This window comes from Actinomycetospora lemnae (genome assembly GCF_028737315.1).
In the GTDB taxonomy this organism is placed as follows: domain Bacteria; phylum Actinomycetota; class Actinomycetes; order Mycobacteriales; family Pseudonocardiaceae; genus Actinomycetospora; species Actinomycetospora lemnae.
Genome location: NZ_JAQZAO010000005.1, coordinates 21574 through 35026, shown reverse-complemented (window position 1 = coordinate 35026; position 13453 = coordinate 21574). Strand labels below are relative to the sequence as shown.

The window sequence follows — 13453 nt, the reverse complement described above, 5'->3', positions numbered from 1 at the left end:
GGAACGGCCCGCTCACGCTCGGCGGGACTCACTGGTCCGCGCCGCGTGCAGCGGCTCCGCCAAGTTGCTCGGCCAAGCGGCCTTGAGCAGGTCCACAGCGAGGCGCCGGCTCTAGCCGTCCGCCGTTGCGTCTGCAGCCCCGGACAGAGCGGGCGTCGTGGCCTGGTCCACGGCTGACATCAACCCGGTGATCGCGGCTGGCAGGCCCTGCCCGACCGGCGTGCCGATGAACAGCACCAACGCCACGAGGGAGAACACCACGGCGCCAGCGGCGGAACGGGTCTTGGCGCAGATGAACGCGCCCAAGATCGCGAAGAGGATCAGGAGACCGACGCTCACGACCGGCCCCCCTTGAAGACGTCGAACGCAGGTCCGTCAGCTTCCGATCGCTCGGCCGTCGCCTCGGCGACGAGACCATCGATCACCGTGGCTGGAATCAGCAGCCGACCGCGGATACGGATTGCTCGCAGCTCGCCGGAATTGATGGCGCGGTAGACCGTCATGCGCGACATCTTGAACATTGCGGCGACCTCGGCCACGTCGTAGAACGTCGGCGCTGTCGCAGTCCTTTCGTTGAGTGTCACTGTGTCCTCCGAAGCTCCTCCGTGCTCACCGAGTGGCGGCGAGGCAACGCAAGAGTGCGAAAAAAGCAGGGGACGCCTACACCATCAGGCAGGACAACTAGGGACGTCTTCGCTAGAATAAAGTCGTCCCTAGGCAAGGCCTGGAGGTCCGAGATGGCCAACGAACGTCTCCGTGATGCCCTGATGCACGCCGGCCACTCGACAGCCACAGCGGCCGACCAGGTCGGGGTCGACGCGAAGACCGTCGAGCGTTGGCTCACCCAAGATCGAGTGCCATACCCCCGTCACAGGGGTGCCCTGGCGGCCCTCGTCGGACGTAGTGAGTCCTACCTGTGGCCAGGGGCCGTGCCTGCTCAGCGGCAGAGGAAGGCCGCGACCTCGGAGATCGTGGAGACGTTCCCGCACCGCAGTGACGTGCCCGCCCGGGTGTGGGACGACCTGCTCCAGGGCGCTACGGAGCGCATCGACGTGCTGGTGCACGCGGGGCAGTTCCTCCACGAGCGGCCAGGCTTCATCGCCACCGTCAAGACGAAGGCGGAGGCCGGCGTCGACGTTCGGATCGCGTTCGGGGAGCCTGAGAGCGAGGCCACCGAGCGGCGGAGTGCCGAGGAGAAGCTCGGCCCTGGAGTGCTCGGGGCGCGCATCCGGTACGGCCTCGCTAGCTATCGACCCCTACTGCACACGGAGGGCGTCGAGTTCCGTTTTCACGAGACCACGCTCTACAACTCGATCTTCCGGTTCGACGATGAGATGATCGTCAACATGCACGTCTTCGGAGTTCCAGGTCCGCATGCACCAGCGATGCACCTACGGAAGCTCGCGGCGGGAGATGTTTTCGACACCTACGAGCGCAGTTTCCTGGACGTGTGGGAGCAGTCGAAGCCGGCTGAGTGGTAGCGGCGTGGCCAGAACCGACTACTTCGAGAACCCAGAGGCGCCTCGGGCGAACAGCATCGTCATCGCGGTCAGTGCGTTCGTCCTCGATGACGATGAGCAATTGCTGATGATCCGGCGTACTGACAACGGCTACTACGCCCTGCCAGGTGGTCGCCACGAGCTCGGCGAGACGATGACTCAGACTGTTGTCCGCGAAACTGAGGAAGAAACAGGGATCACGGTCGAGGTGACGAGCCTTGTCGGCATCTACTCGAACCCCGACCACGTCTTGGCCTACGACGACGGCGAGGTTCGCCAGGAGTTCTCGATCTGCTTCCGCGCGCGCCCGGTCGCCGGCTCACCGCGGACGAGCGACGAGTCGAGCGAGGTCGTATGGGTGCCCCGCGAAGACATCGCCGGCATCGACATCCACCCGTCGATCCGGCTGCGGATCGAGCACGGTTTCCGGCTAGACGCGCCGCCGTACTACACCTGATCGGCGAGCCCGACCGACGTCAGCCACTCCCTGGACCGGCGGACCGCCGCTCGGCGCTCGTCCATGCCCGCGTCGAGCGCGCGCGTGACGTAGTGGTCGGGGCCGTACCGCTCTCGAACCTCAGCCATGCGGTCCTCGAACCCGAGGTCGGTGCCATCCGGTCCGGTGGTCATGTCGCAATACCAGAGCAGGTCGCGGGTCAGCGACCGCTCGTCCTCGAACGTCGCCAGCTCCTTGGCGAGGCCGAACTCCCGAGCCTCGGCCCATGCCGAGGAGTGGAAGGCAACCAGGTCGACGACGCGCGCTGGCGCGGCCTGTGCAGCTAGGAAGCGTGCCCCGTCGAGCGGATGGAAGCCGGTGGTGGCGACCGGCGGCGCGTACCCGACGTCGTGGACCCACGCGGTGGTTTCGAGGAGCTCTCCGTCCTGCTCGAGCGAGCTCGCGATGCGACGAGCCTTCGCCGCGACCGCGACGACGTGGGACCACCGCCGTGGTAACGCGTCCGCGAGGAGCTGGTGAGCGAGCGTCTCGGCCGCCGCGGGTTGAAGCGGCGTCACGAGATGGCGCAGCACTCGCAGGGATACGGCCAGGCGTTGAGTTGACGGCCGTCGCAGCCGCCATCACCGCACTCGGGCCGACCATGAACGATCTCCGCGCCCGGGCAGTACCTGAGGCAGCGTTGGAGCAACTCGATGTCGGGAGGCACGAACGGCGCCCGGCTGGCGGCGATCTTCGCGGTCATCGCGCCCGGGACGTCGCGGTGCTCAAGTTCGACCTGATTCGGGGACTCAGAGTCGGGCACCCGCCAAGGGTGTCACTAGACGCAGGCCCCGGCGAACGCCACCGAAGGGGCGAGCGGTCAGTCCAGCTCTCCGACGAGCAGCTGTGCCTGGGCACGGAGTAGGAACTCCAGAGGCATCCCTCGCGACGCTTTGCGGCCCTCATCGCAGTCCTGGCTGCTCGTCGTTCTTTGGCCGTGCGAGCTTCAGCGGGCGTGATCGAGACGATGACGCGATGAGGACTGTGGGGATCGACCTGTCCGCCACCGCGCGAGGCACGGCCGTCGTTGCGATCGACTGGACGACCTCGGCAGGCGGCATCCAGGGGCACGCGCGGCTGGTTTGCGACTCAGCGGACGGTTCGGCCGGCACCGAGGCGTTGCTCGACGCCCTCGAGGACGGGCACAAGGTCGGGATCGACTGCCCGTTTGGGTGGCCGAGCAGCTTCATCGCCGCGGTCGCCGCACACGGATCCCGTGGGCCCTGGCCGACCGACGCCGAGCCCGAGGACCGGCGGGAGCTGCGGCTGCGGGCGACCGACCGCCACCTAGCCGACCGCTACGGAGTGAACGCCCTGTCGGTGTCTTCGGACCGTATCGGGGCGGTCGCGATGCGCTGGGCGGCTCTGGTCAGCCGCCACGAGCGCGAGCGGGGGCACGGCCTGATCGACCGCGCCGGTCGGGGGCGCCTGGTCGAGGTCTACCCCGCCCTTGCTGTGGGCCTATGGGGGCTGGCGACCTCGGAGACGGCGGGCTACAAGCGCGCTGACCCCGCCGCGCTCCTCGCGCGTCGCGCGCTGCTGCGCGAGCTCACCGCGTCCAACCGGGTCGGCGAGAACGGTGGCGACGGTCCCGTCCTAATCCCGGATGGCGCACTGGTCGCGGCGGTGGAGCACCCGGCGTGCGGCGACGACGTCGTTGACGCACTGGTCGCGGCCCTGGTGGCCGCTGCGGCCTGCACTCCGGGTGGGGTGGAGGGCCCGCCGGCGCCGGGCAGCCCGCAGGGGCAGCTTGCAGCGCTCGAAGGCTGGATCGCCGTCCCGACCGTGCCGCTGGACGAGGTCGCGCCGGTGCCATGACGGTCGCGGCTGGCTGGGCGCAGCGGCCGGCGGTCTACGGGATCGGGTCGATGAGCAGGCCGGCGGCGACGAGGCGGTCGTAGCCGCGCTGGCGAGCGCGGCGCTGATGAGTGGAGCTGCTCCACCAGCTGCTGCCGTTGGCCAGCGGGCTGAGCGCACACCCGTAGGAGGCGACGGCGAGCAGTTCACGCTCGAGCTCAGCAGCCTGCTCACGATCGGCGGTGACGGCGTAGAGGGTCCGCGCGTCGTGCATGATCATCGCGCGGGGATGACCGTGGAAGTTGGCCTGCCGGTAGTTCGCGGTTCGCCCAACGCCGTTGCGGACCCAGCGCAGCTCGTCGCCGAGACGCGCCCGCAGCCCACCGGCGCCGGTGGCGCGGCCGAGGTAGATCACCGCGCGGTCGCTGGACTGCCCGGACCAGGCGCCGTCGGGGGCGGCGGTCCACAGGTACAGCCCGGGCTCGCGGGGCAGCGCGGCGCGGACGCACAGGAACGTCGGGTCGTCCAGCTTGCCGAGGCTGGTCGCGGACAGCTCGTCGGGCTCGTCGAGCTGCTCGTTGACCGTGCAGACCGGAGTCCAGCTCAGCTCGGGCGCCGCGGCCGCGAGCTCCCGGACAGTGCACGCCTGCACCGACACCTGCACCGTCACGACGACCAGCCCCTCCCCCACGACGTGCCTCGCCAGGGGTACGCCACGGCCCCGAGCGCGGAGAAGGCAGGTCGCCCGATTCGGCGACGCCCTCTCCGCGATCCGGACGTGGTCCCATGGGCCGGCGCTGCACCGTCTGCGTTGCGGGCCACGTCGACGGTGCAGCTGCCGACGCGGGTCACGGCAGGGGCGGGTTGAACGCGACGCGCGCGAGGAGACGGGCGGAGACCGCCGCGATGCGCTCCACCGTCTGCAGGATGCGGTCGAGGACGGCGGCCGCCGCACAGCGCCGCGTCGAGCGCTGCGACCAGACCGCCGGGACCAGCACGCCCAGCACGAGGCCGGCCACGAGGAGCAGCAGCGCGGCGGGCCCGGCGTGGGGCAGGAGCGCCTGCACCAGCGGGATCAGGTCGGGGACCTTGATATCGATGTTCATGCGGGTGGTGTCCTCTCTGTCGCTGCAGGTCAGCGGCTCTTGACACCCACGATGAGCGTGCCGGCACCTCGGTGTCCCGCCTCGACGTGGACGGGATAGACTGCCCCTACGCGTACACGTGGACCGTCAAAGGGGAGCGACAACGGAGCGCTAAGGAGCAGTCAATCCCGGACAGTCGGAGGCGCGCAGATGGGTCGGAGACGGTCCACGGGACCGGTAGGGCGCTCGGCGACGTCTCGGACCGACGTGCGGATGAACCGGCTGCGCGGGCTCGCCGGGTCGGCCGGGCGCGCGGGCCCGCTCGACGAGCGCGTCGCCGCGGCGCGCGCCCGGGTATGGCGCGTCGTGCGGCCGCGTCAGGTGCCGCTGCGCGCCGACCTGCTGCGCCACCGGGGTGCGCTGGGAGACAGCCCGCTGCGGGCGGTGTCGACCCCGAAGGGTTGCGCAGTACAGGTGCTGCTGGTGATCTTGTTCGAGGTCACGTGCCGTCGCACTAGACTCGAGGCCGGACGTCCGACGACGCGGGCGCTGCGGCACTCCGAGGTCGAGGGTCGACCGAGCTGGCAAGAGCTCATCGCCACGCCGACCGTGAACCGCCGCCGGAGCACCGGGACGGCTCGCACGCCCGAGGACAACCGTTCCGAGCAGCTGCGCGCCGCCCTGGCCCGTCTCGAGGCCCACGGCCGTATCCAGGCGCGGTACCCCGAAGGCCGCGGCCGCTTCGAGGGCTTTGCTCTGCTCAACGAGGCCAGCGACAACCTCACCAGCTCGGCGACGACCTACCGGCGCCCCAAGGACGACGAGCCGGCCATCAAGGTGCCCGTCGAGTTTTGGATCAACGGGTGGGTGCACGTCCTGAGCGACAGCGAGATCGTCACGTACCTGTACCTGCTCGCCCGCAGCGAACAGGACCGCCGTGACGGCGGTGACGGGGAGGTCGCGGTGTCGGCTGAGGACTGGGAGTGGGCGTTCGGCGGCGACCGTGCCGGACTCGTCGCGCAGCGCCACCTCGCGCGGTTCGGGCTGATCGACGTCGAGCGCGCCGAGGGCCGGCGCAGCGACGGCACGGTCGAGGGCGGCGGGGCCGAGGACGCCGAGCTGCCCTTCACCGCCCACCGCTACCGCCTCATCGACGACGGGCTGCGGTACAGGGCGGCCCCGAAGGTGCTCCGGGCGCTGAAGAACGCCCACGACCTCGACCTCGACACGGCGACATGGCCGCTTCTCCACTCAGCCGCGCCGGACGGGTGGACCTTCGAGGGCGCGGTGGCCGAGCTGCAGCACGAACGGCTCGCGGCGCCGCCGACCACTTCGTGACGACGTACGCCGTCGCGCGCACCGAGTCAGCCGACCCGCCACAGCACCGGTCTGGCGTGGTGCGTGGGCAGCCCCGTAATGGCGGTGCCCCGTGGGGCGGGCCAGAGCCGGACGAGCTCGCCGCGTCGCTCCGCTGCCAGCTCGAGACGAAGCCCTGGGTGGTGGACGACGACCACGTTGAGGGTCTGCAGCGCGAGCTCGAAGACCTCGGGTTCAACGAACGTACCGTCGCGCCACCCGGTCGCGAGGTCGACGAGCTCCGGCTGTTCGGGTTTCTCGTAGGGGGTTACGTACCGGAACGCCCAGGCCGAGAGGCCCTCGGGCGGCTCGGTCCCCTGCACCATCCAGCCGAAGACCCAGGGGGCGTGGCGCCACCGCAGCACCGCGCCCTGCAGGACGGAGTCCTTGTACTCCGCGCGGGGGTGGGCCAGGAGCAGCCAGGTCTTGAGCAGCCACCGGCGCACGAGGTCGGCGTCGGGCCCGGGGGGGACCTCGTGACCATCGAGCAAGCGCTCAATGGCCTCGTGGGCCGGGGTCTCGAAGCGGTGCTCGAGCACGCTGTTGCACTCGCGGCAGCACGGGAGCATCACCCGCTGGAAGTGGTCGTAGCTGCGGATCGCCTGCCCGGTCGGGCCGCTGGTGAAGGGACGGTCGCTGGCCGGGAACCGGGCGTCGATGAGCCAGGTCGGTAGAACGTGCTCGCCCCTGCGCGACGATGGGCGGTGCGCGCACAACGCGCACGGCTGCCCCCCGCGACCGCGGCGCGTGCTCACCGCTTCCCCGCGGCCCTGCTCAGCCGAGCCAGCGGGGGCGTCCCCGGCGAGGCTTCGATCTCGGCGCGTTCCAGGTCTCTGCCGAGGCCCCTCTTCCACGCCCTCCCCCGTGCCCTGCCGTGCTCCAGCTCCGGGTTCTCCCCCACGCCGGACAGCCTGGCACGCCCTCACGACCGCCCCGCGGTGCCACGTGCGGTCCCGTGCGGAGGCGGCACTCTCGCATGGTTGGCGCCTCTGATCGCCGTGGGCGACAGCCCGAGCTCGTTGGCGTTGTTCCGGTGGCGTCGCCGGTCGAGATCGGCCTCGACCACCCCACGCCCGCGGCTCAGGCGCAAGTCACGTGAGGTCCTTCGAGCTGCACGGGGAAGGTTGTGTCACGACCGGCCGAGCGCCGCGACTCACCGCCACAAGTCCCCACGCCCGCAGCAGCGCGACCGCGCGTTGCGCAGTGGCGGTCGACACGTCGAAGTCGACCCCGAGCTGCTTGCCACTCGGAAGCTGCGCGCCGGCCAACCACTCGCCCGCGGCGATCCGCTCACGCAGATCCACTGCGATGCGCTCGAACGGGTACCTCGGATCGATCTTGGCCCGCTCCACATCGTCGGGCTTAGACGATGGCGGTCGATCAGGTAGTCGGTCTGCCAGTCCTTGCGCCGCGCGCTGGTCGGCCTCGGCGACCCACGCCGCGTACACACGCAGTGTCGTCGTTCCGCCGCCACCATGCCCAAGTCGGCCGGCAACGGTGCGGACGTCGACCCCGCCGGCGATGAGCTCGGTCGCGGAGTAGTGCCGCAGGTTGTGGAGGTGGGTGTCGATGCCGAGGCGGTCGGCCATCTTGCTGTACCGCTGCGTCACCGACGACGGCGTCAGGTGCTCCTGCCCGGTCGGGGACGGCGAGAAGACGAAGGAGTCCGGCGCGAGCTCGAGCTCGAGTGCGGCGCAGCGCTCCACCCACCGCAGGCGATGCTCGGCAAGGGCCGCGACCGTGCCGGGGTCGATCGTGACGTGGCGGCGTTGATGAGTCTTGGTGTCCTTCTCCTCTGTCTCACCACGAACCTCGGCGATCGCGCGCCGGATCGTGATCACGCCTCGCTCAAGGTCGATGTGTTGCCAGCGGAGCCCGCACACCTCCCCCCGGCGTGCGCCGGTCACCATCATCAGCCAGACGAACATCCCCCAGTCCGGGTCACGACGTCCCGCCTCCGCGACCAGGCGCGCCGCCTCCTCGGGAGTTGGTGGCTGCGGGTCTGGCGTCGGGACCGGCGGTGGTTCGGCCTGGTCGATCGGGTTCGAGCCGACCCAGCGCCAGCGCACCGCGCGCTTGTAGGCGCCGCTGAGGACGTAGTGAATCTTGCGGATCGTGGCAGCACCGAGCGGCCGGCACCGGTGCGGGCGGCATCGCACATCGCACTCGTGCGGGTGGGTGGTCCGGTGGTCCACACCTCGGCGGTCGCGGCAGTGCTCGCGGCACCGCCGCATCTCCGCGTAGAGCGAGTCCAGGATCTCGGCGTCGACCGAGCCGACCTTCGACTTGCCGATGAACGGTCGGACGTGCTTGTCGACGTACTCCCGGTAGCCCTCGACCGTGCGCCGGCCGCCGGTGTGCTGATCGAGGTAGCGGTCGAGCAGCTGGTCGACGGTGGCCGTGGTCTGCGGGTTGCGGCGCTTCCTGATGTCGGCGAGGAACCTCTGCCGGACCTCCTCGGCCCGGTCCCACACCTTCGGGCCTGCCGGGACGACCTCGACGAGGTCGTGCCGGCGCTTCGTCACCGGGTCCTGCCCGGCATACACCCGGACGCGCAGGGCTCCGCTCGGGAGCTCGTCGATGGTCCCCCGCTCGCGCTTCCGGGGGTTCTTGGCCTTGGCCATGACACGGAAGCTAGGGCGACTCGCGTCACGAACCGTGTCACGTCGTCCGAGGTTCGCTCAGTCGGACCAGCGTCTCCGCAGGTCAGGATGGGTGGAGACGAAGGGAATCGAACCCTCAACCCCCGCCTTGCAAAGGCGGTGCTCTGCCAATTGAGCTACGTCCCCGAGGGTCAGGACGAGGTGGTCGCCTCGTGCCAGACGTCTCGCGTGGGTCGCTGATCGCGGTGGCGCCGGAGGAGGAGGGCGGCCCCGGCGGCCAGGGCGAGCGTCACGAGTGCCTTCACTGCACCCCTTCCGACGACGACCCGGACCACGGTACCGCAGCACCACGCACGGACCCGTCGGACGCCGACGCCCGCATGATCGACGTACCGATACGGACGTCCAGTGTCCGCGACGGCACTTCGCTGACACCCCCGGTGATCGTCCACGGGTATCGCCGGGCGGCTCGCGGGCGGTAGGACTCACCCGTCGGACGACGAGGTCTCGTGGACGGGAGCGCGGATGGCCGGGACGGATCGTGCCTACGTGGTGGGCACGTTCGACACGAAGGGCGAGGAGCTGCGCTACGTCGCCGGGCTCCTGCGCGACGCGGGGCACGCGGTGACCACCGTGGACGTCGGCACGAGCGACCCGGACGCCAGCACCGCGGACGTCACCCCGCGCGACGTCGCCGGCGCCGAAGCGTTCACCGGCGACCGCGGGAGCTCGGTCGCGGCGATGAGCGCCGCGCTCGAGCGCTGGCTCCCGGCGCGCGACGACGTCGCCGGCGTCCTCGCCCTGGGCGGCTCCGGGGGCACCGCGCTCACCACGCCGGCGCTGCAGCGCCTGCCGGTCGGGGTGCCGAAGGTCGTGGTGTCGACGGTGGCGTCGGGCAACGTCGCGCCGTACGTCGGCGCGGTCGACATGACGCTGATGTACTCGGTCACCGACGTCGCCGGTCTCAACCGCATCAGCCGGCGGGTGCTCGCCAACGCGGCGCACGCGCTGGGCGGGATGATCGCCGCCGAGACGCCGCCGGCGCAGGACAAGCCCGCGCTGGGGCTGACGATGTTCGGGGTGACGACGCCGTGCGTCACCGCGGTCACCGAGGCCGTCAGCGACCGCTGGGACTGCCTCGTCTTCCACGCCACCGGCACGGGCGGGCGCGCGATGGAGAAGCTCGTCGACGACCGCCTGGTCGAGGCCGTCGTCGACGTGAGCACCACCGAGATCGCCGACCTCGTCGTCGGCGGCGTCATGTCCGCGACCGAGGACCGCCTGGGCGCGTTCGCACGAACCGGCGTGCCCTGGGTCGGGTCGGTCGGCGCCCTGGACATGGTCAACTTCGGGGCGCCCGACACGGTCCCCGCGCAGTTCCGCGGCCGCACCTTCTACGAGCACAACGCCCAGGTGACGCTCATGCGCACCACGCCCGAGGAGAACCGGGCCGCCGCGGAGTTCCTCGCGCGACAGCTCAACGCCTGTCCCGGCCCCGTGCGCCTCGTGCTGCCCACCGGCGGCGTCTCGGCCCTCGACGCCCCCGGCATGCCCTTCGCCGACGCCGAGGCCGACGCCGCGCTGTTCGACACCCTGCGGGCGCAGGTCCGCGCCGACGACCACCACCGGATCGTCGAGAGCCCCCACCACGTCAACGACCCCGAGTTCGCCGCGACCCTCGTCGCCGCGCTCGACGAGATCACCGGAGGACGCCCGTGACCCGCGCCGAGATCCTCGAGCGCCTGCGCGCCAAGGTCGACCGCGGCGAGCCGATCGTCGGCGGCGGCGCCGGCACCGGCCTGTCCGCACGCTGCGAGGAGGAGGGCGGGATCGACCTCATCGTCATCTACAATTCCGGCCGATACCGCATGGCCGGTCGCGGTTCGCTCGCGGGTTTGCTGGCCTACGGCAACGCGAACGACATCGTCGTCGAGATGGCGCGCGAGGTCATCCCGGTCGTGCGACACACCCCGGTGCTCGCCGGGGTGAACGGCACCGACCCGTTCCTCATCCGCCCCCGCTTCCTGCGCGAGCTGCGCGAGCTCGGGTTCGCCGGCGTCCAGAACTTTCCGACCGTCGGCCTCATCGACGGCACCTTCCGGGTGAATCTCGAGGAGACCGGGATGGGGTTCGACCGCGAAGTCGAGCTCATCGCCGCCGCGCACGACGAGGATCTGTTGACCACGCCGTACGTCTTCTCCGCCGACGACGCGCGCGCGATGACCGACGCCGGCGCCGACGTCGTCGTCTGCCACATGGGACTCACCACCGGCGGGTCGATCGGTGCGCAGACTTCGAAGTCGCTGGACGACTGCGTCGGGCTGGTCGACGAGTGGGCGCAGGCGGCGCTGTCGGTGCGCGACGACGTCCTCGTGCTCGTCCACGGCGGGCCGGTGTCGTCGCCGGACGACGCCGCGTACGTCCTGTCCCGCACGCGCACCTGCCACGGCTTCTACGGCGCCAGCAGCATGGAGCGCCTCCCCACCGAACAGGCCCTGACGGCCACGACCCGCGCGTTCGTCGAGCTGCGACCCACCCCGCAGGAGGAGATCTGATGCCCGAGACCCGCAGCAGCACCGTCGTCCCGGCCGACGTCGACACCGTCTGGCGCGTGATCCGCGACTTCGACGGCCTGCCCGCCTGGGTCCCCGCGATCGCCGCCAGTGAGCTCGACGACGGCGCCCGGCCCGACCAGGTCGGCGCGGTGCGCCGGCTCACCCTGGGCGGCGACGGCGGCACGGTCGTCGAAGCGCTGGTGGCCCTCGACGACCGCGAGCGGACGCTGACGTACGCCATCCTCGAATCGCCGTTCCCCGTCCAGGACTACCGCGCGACCATCCGCGTGTTCCCCGTGACCTCGACGGGCGAATGCTTCGTCTCCTGGTCGGTCCTCTTCGACTGTGACCCGGATGACGCCGAACGGCTCAAGGCGTTCTTCTCCCGCGATGTGTTCGCCGGCGGGCTGGAGGGTCTCACGGCGCATTTGTCCTCGGGAGCGTGACCCGCACGGCCCGAATCGGGACCGGTGCGAACACCTCGTCATTTCTTTGCTAATCTCGCGAAGGCAACGAATAGACGGCACCTCATCGGTTCGATGAAGTAGTGAGGAGTCACGCCCGCCATGGCGCAGAAGACCATCGTCACCCTGGTCGACGACCTGACCGGCGAGGAGGCCGAGGACATCACGACGGTCGAGTTCGCACTCGACGGCGTGACCTACGAGATCGACCTCGACGACAAGAACAGCGCGAAGCTGCGCGACGCACTCGCCGAGTACGTCGCCGCCGCCCGCCGCACCGGCGGCCGGCGTTCCTCGGGCGGCGGCCGCCGCCGCTCGGGCGCGGGGACGGGCACGCCGCGCGCGACCTCGCCCGGCGGCTACGACCGCGAGACCTCGAAGCAGATCCGCGAGTGGGCCAAGGCCCAGGGCTTCGAGGTGTCCGACCGTGGCCGCGTCCCCAACAACGTCGTCGAGGCCTGGGAGGCCCAGCGGAAGGGCTCCGACCACACCGCGACCTTCTCCGGCTGATCAGCACGGGCAGAGCCCGAGAACGACGACGGCCCCGGAGCGCGATGCTCCGGGGCCGTCGTGTCGGTGGGGTCGCACCGTGGGAGTGGGCCCAGCTGGATTTGAACCAGCGACCTCGTCGTTATCAGCGACGCGCTCTAACCAACTGAGCTATGGGCCCTCGCAGCAACCAGGTGCGGACGCCACGGTACCCGACGGTCACCCGGCGCCCGACACCCGGCCCCCGCCCGTACCGAGCAGCTAGTCCCGCTCGGACAGGGTGACCTCGATGCCGCCGGCGACGTCGGCGGAGATGTTGTAGATGAACGCCGAGACGCTCGCGAGGGCGGTGAACAGGATGATGTTCACGACCCCGATCACCGCCGCGACGCCGAACACGCCGCCCGCGGTGATGAGCTCGCCGCCGCCGCCCGAGTCGGACGTCAGGTCCTGGTAGGTGCCGTTGAGCTGGGCCCAGACGCCCATCCCGTCGAGCACCGCGTAGAGCACGCCCACGGCGAACATCCACACGAAGAACAGGGCGACGCCGAGCACGAGGGCGAGCTTGAGCACCGACCACGGGTCGAACCGACGGACCTGCAGGCTCGCCCGCCGCGGCGCCTTGCTCGTGCGCGGACGGCCGGCCGACAGCTCGGAGACGTCGTCGGGCTCGCGGCGCGGCTCGTCGTCGTCAGGGCGCATGCCGAGCTGCTCGGGAGTGAGCTGGTTGGTCGGCGCGTCGATGCCGGATCCGCTCGGGGCGCCGGTGCCCTCCGGCCGGGCCGTGCCCGACGCGGTCGCCGTGCGCACGGCGACCGGGATCCCACCCGACGGTGTCCCCGACCCCTCGCCGCTCGGCCGCCCGTAGCCGGGGCCGCCCTGCGGACCCGGGCCCCCGGGCCGCGGGAACGGGCCCGACGGCGGCTGCGGTCCACCCGGTCCACCCGGTCCACCCGGTCCACCCGGACCACCCGGTCCACCCGGACCTCCCGGGCCGCCGTGACCCGCCGGGCCGCCCTGACCCGCCGGCCCCCCGGGACCGCCCTGTCCGCCCGGCCCGGGCCTCGGCTGCCCCGACGGCTGCCCCGACGGCTGCCCCGACGGCTGCC

At 71.3% G+C, this 13453-nt stretch carries 16 protein-coding genes, 2 tRNA genes and 1 pseudogene; 8 read left to right on the top strand and 11 right to left on the bottom strand.

The annotated features are described in order from the left end of the window. Positions 1–111 precede the first annotated feature (111 nt). Positions 112–339 carry a hypothetical protein gene (locus PGB27_RS12300; RefSeq protein ID WP_274200657.1) on the bottom strand — a complete coding sequence of 76 codons (228 nt, stop codon included), beginning with the start codon at positions 337–339 and terminating at the stop codon, positions 112–114. Next, entirely contained in the window at positions 336–539 is a 204-nt protein-coding gene (locus PGB27_RS12295; RefSeq protein ID WP_274200656.1) for a helix-turn-helix domain-containing protein, read from the bottom strand. Before PGB27_RS12295 ends, PGB27_RS12300 begins: the two co-directional genes overlap by 4 nt. Positions 540–737: 198 nt before the next feature. On the opposite strand from PGB27_RS12295, the gene PGB27_RS12290 reads away from it, so the two are divergent. Beyond that, a complete protein-coding gene (locus tag PGB27_RS12290; RefSeq protein ID WP_274200655.1) occupies positions 738–1481 on the top strand; it encodes an XRE family transcriptional regulator in 744 nt (247 codons plus the stop codon). 4 nt (positions 1482–1485) lie between these two features. After that, a complete protein-coding gene (locus PGB27_RS12285; RefSeq protein ID WP_274200654.1) occupies positions 1486–1956 on the top strand; it encodes an NUDIX hydrolase in 471 nt (156 codons plus the stop codon). On the opposite strand, the gene PGB27_RS12280 is transcribed toward PGB27_RS12285, so the two are convergent. After that, entirely contained in the window at positions 1947–2528 is a 582-nt protein-coding gene (locus PGB27_RS12280; protein ID WP_274200653.1) for an HD domain-containing protein, read from the bottom strand. The genes PGB27_RS12285 and PGB27_RS12280 overlap by 10 nt on opposite strands. 451 nt (positions 2529–2979) lie before the next feature. On the opposite strand from PGB27_RS12280, the gene PGB27_RS12275 reads away from it, so the two are divergent. Next, the gene (locus PGB27_RS12275) at positions 2980–3813 is read left to right on the top strand and encodes a DUF429 domain-containing protein (protein WP_274200652.1); all 834 of its coding nucleotides are present in this window, start codon (positions 2980–2982) and stop codon (positions 3811–3813) included. 34 nt (positions 3814–3847) lie between these two features. Here the strand turns inward: PGB27_RS12275 and PGB27_RS12270 are convergent, their stop codons facing one another. Together PGB27_RS12270 and PGB27_RS12265 are read right to left on the bottom strand one after the other, a co-directional pair. After that, positions 3848–4483, bottom strand: coding sequence for a hypothetical protein (locus PGB27_RS12270; protein WP_274200651.1), 636 nt, complete (start codon positions 4481–4483; stop codon positions 3848–3850). A 157-nt stretch (positions 4484–4640) separates the two neighbouring features. Beyond that, positions 4641–4898: a hypothetical protein gene (locus tag PGB27_RS12265; RefSeq protein ID WP_274200650.1), complete on the bottom strand. Its 258-nt coding sequence runs from the start codon at positions 4896–4898 to the stop codon at positions 4641–4643. Positions 4899–5150: 252 nt separating this feature from the next. Between PGB27_RS12265 and PGB27_RS12260 the strand changes: the two genes are divergently transcribed. After that, positions 5151–6215: a hypothetical protein gene (locus PGB27_RS12260; protein WP_274200649.1), complete on the top strand. Its 1065-nt coding sequence runs from the start codon at positions 5151–5153 to the stop codon at positions 6213–6215. Between the two features lie 26 nt (positions 6216–6241). Here the strand turns inward: PGB27_RS12260 and PGB27_RS12255 are convergent, their stop codons facing one another. From PGB27_RS12255 to PGB27_RS29415, 4 genes are all read right to left on the bottom strand, one after another. Further along, positions 6242–6988 (bottom strand): hypothetical protein, encoded by a 747-nt coding sequence (locus tag PGB27_RS12255; RefSeq protein ID WP_274200648.1) that lies wholly within the window; start codon positions 6986–6988, stop codon positions 6242–6244. A 336-nt stretch (positions 6989–7324) separates the two neighbouring features. Next, positions 7325–8857 (bottom strand): tyrosine-type recombinase/integrase, encoded by a 1533-nt coding sequence (locus PGB27_RS12250; RefSeq protein ID WP_274200647.1) that lies wholly within the window; start codon positions 8855–8857, stop codon positions 7325–7327. A gap of 92 nt (positions 8858–8949) precedes the next feature. Next, positions 8950–9022, bottom strand: a tRNA-Ala gene (locus PGB27_RS12245). 5 nt (positions 9023–9027) lie between these two features. Then, positions 9028–9129 carry a DLW-39 family protein gene (locus PGB27_RS29415; RefSeq protein ID WP_408630066.1) on the bottom strand — a complete coding sequence of 34 codons (102 nt, stop codon included), beginning with the start codon at positions 9127–9129 and terminating at the stop codon, positions 9028–9030. Positions 9130–9361: 232 nt separating this feature from the next. On the opposite strand from PGB27_RS29415, the gene PGB27_RS12240 reads away from it, so the two are divergent. The 4 genes from PGB27_RS12240 (at position 9362) to PGB27_RS12225 (ending at position 12365) form a co-directional block, all read left to right on the top strand. Next, complete coding sequence (locus tag PGB27_RS12240) at positions 9362–10555, top strand: Tm-1-like ATP-binding domain-containing protein (protein ID WP_274200646.1); 1194 nt, start codon at positions 9362–9364, stop codon at positions 10553–10555. Continuing rightward, positions 10552–11391, top strand: coding sequence for a phosphoenolpyruvate hydrolase family protein (locus PGB27_RS12235; RefSeq protein WP_274200645.1), 840 nt, complete (start codon positions 10552–10554; stop codon positions 11389–11391). The genes PGB27_RS12240 and PGB27_RS12235 overlap by 4 nt, the downstream gene beginning before the upstream one ends. Continuing rightward, positions 11391–11837, top strand: coding sequence for an SRPBCC family protein (locus PGB27_RS12230; RefSeq protein ID WP_274200644.1), 447 nt, complete (start codon positions 11391–11393; stop codon positions 11835–11837). The genes PGB27_RS12235 and PGB27_RS12230 overlap by 1 nt, the downstream gene beginning before the upstream one ends. 120 nt (positions 11838–11957) lie before the next feature. Beyond that, the gene (locus tag PGB27_RS12225; RefSeq protein WP_274200643.1) at positions 11958–12365 is read left to right on the top strand and encodes a histone-like nucleoid-structuring protein Lsr2; all 408 of its coding nucleotides are present in this window, start codon (positions 11958–11960) and stop codon (positions 12363–12365) included. Between the two features lie 86 nt (positions 12366–12451). Here the strand turns inward: PGB27_RS12225 and PGB27_RS12220 are convergent. Together PGB27_RS12220 and PGB27_RS12215 are read right to left on the bottom strand one after the other, a co-directional pair. Further along, a tRNA-Ile gene (locus PGB27_RS12220) sits at positions 12452–12525 on the bottom strand. An 80-nt stretch (positions 12526–12605) separates the two neighbouring features. After that, positions 12606–12977: pseudogene (locus tag PGB27_RS12215) on the bottom strand (DUF3566 domain-containing protein); the annotation flags it as partial. Positions 12978–13453 lie beyond the last annotated feature (476 nt).

What these genes read in the sequence shown, in the direction of transcription:
- PGB27_RS12240 (WP_274200646.1), top strand. Translation starts at nt 9,362, where the DNA reads ATGGCCGGGACGGATCGTGCCTACGTGGTGGGCACGTTCGACACGAAG.
- PGB27_RS12225 (WP_274200643.1), top strand. Translation starts at nt 11,958, where the DNA reads ATGGCGCAGAAGACCATCGTCACCCTGGTCGACGACCTGACCGGCGAG.
- PGB27_RS12265 (WP_274200650.1), bottom strand. Translation starts at nt 4,898, where the DNA reads ATGAACATCGATATCAAGGTCCCCGACCTGATCCCGCTGGTGCAGGCG.
- PGB27_RS12250 (WP_274200647.1), bottom strand. Translation starts at nt 8,857, where the DNA reads ATGGCCAAGGCCAAGAACCCCCGGAAGCGCGAGCGGGGGACCATCGAC.
- PGB27_RS12290 (WP_274200655.1), top strand. Translation starts at nt 738, where the DNA reads ATGGCCAACGAACGTCTCCGTGATGCCCTGATGCACGCCGGCCACTCG.
- PGB27_RS12260 (WP_274200649.1), top strand. Translation starts at nt 5,151, where the DNA reads ATGAACCGGCTGCGCGGGCTCGCCGGGTCGGCCGGGCGCGCGGGCCCG.
- PGB27_RS12230 (WP_274200644.1), top strand. Translation starts at nt 11,391, where the DNA reads ATGCCCGAGACCCGCAGCAGCACCGTCGTCCCGGCCGACGTCGACACC.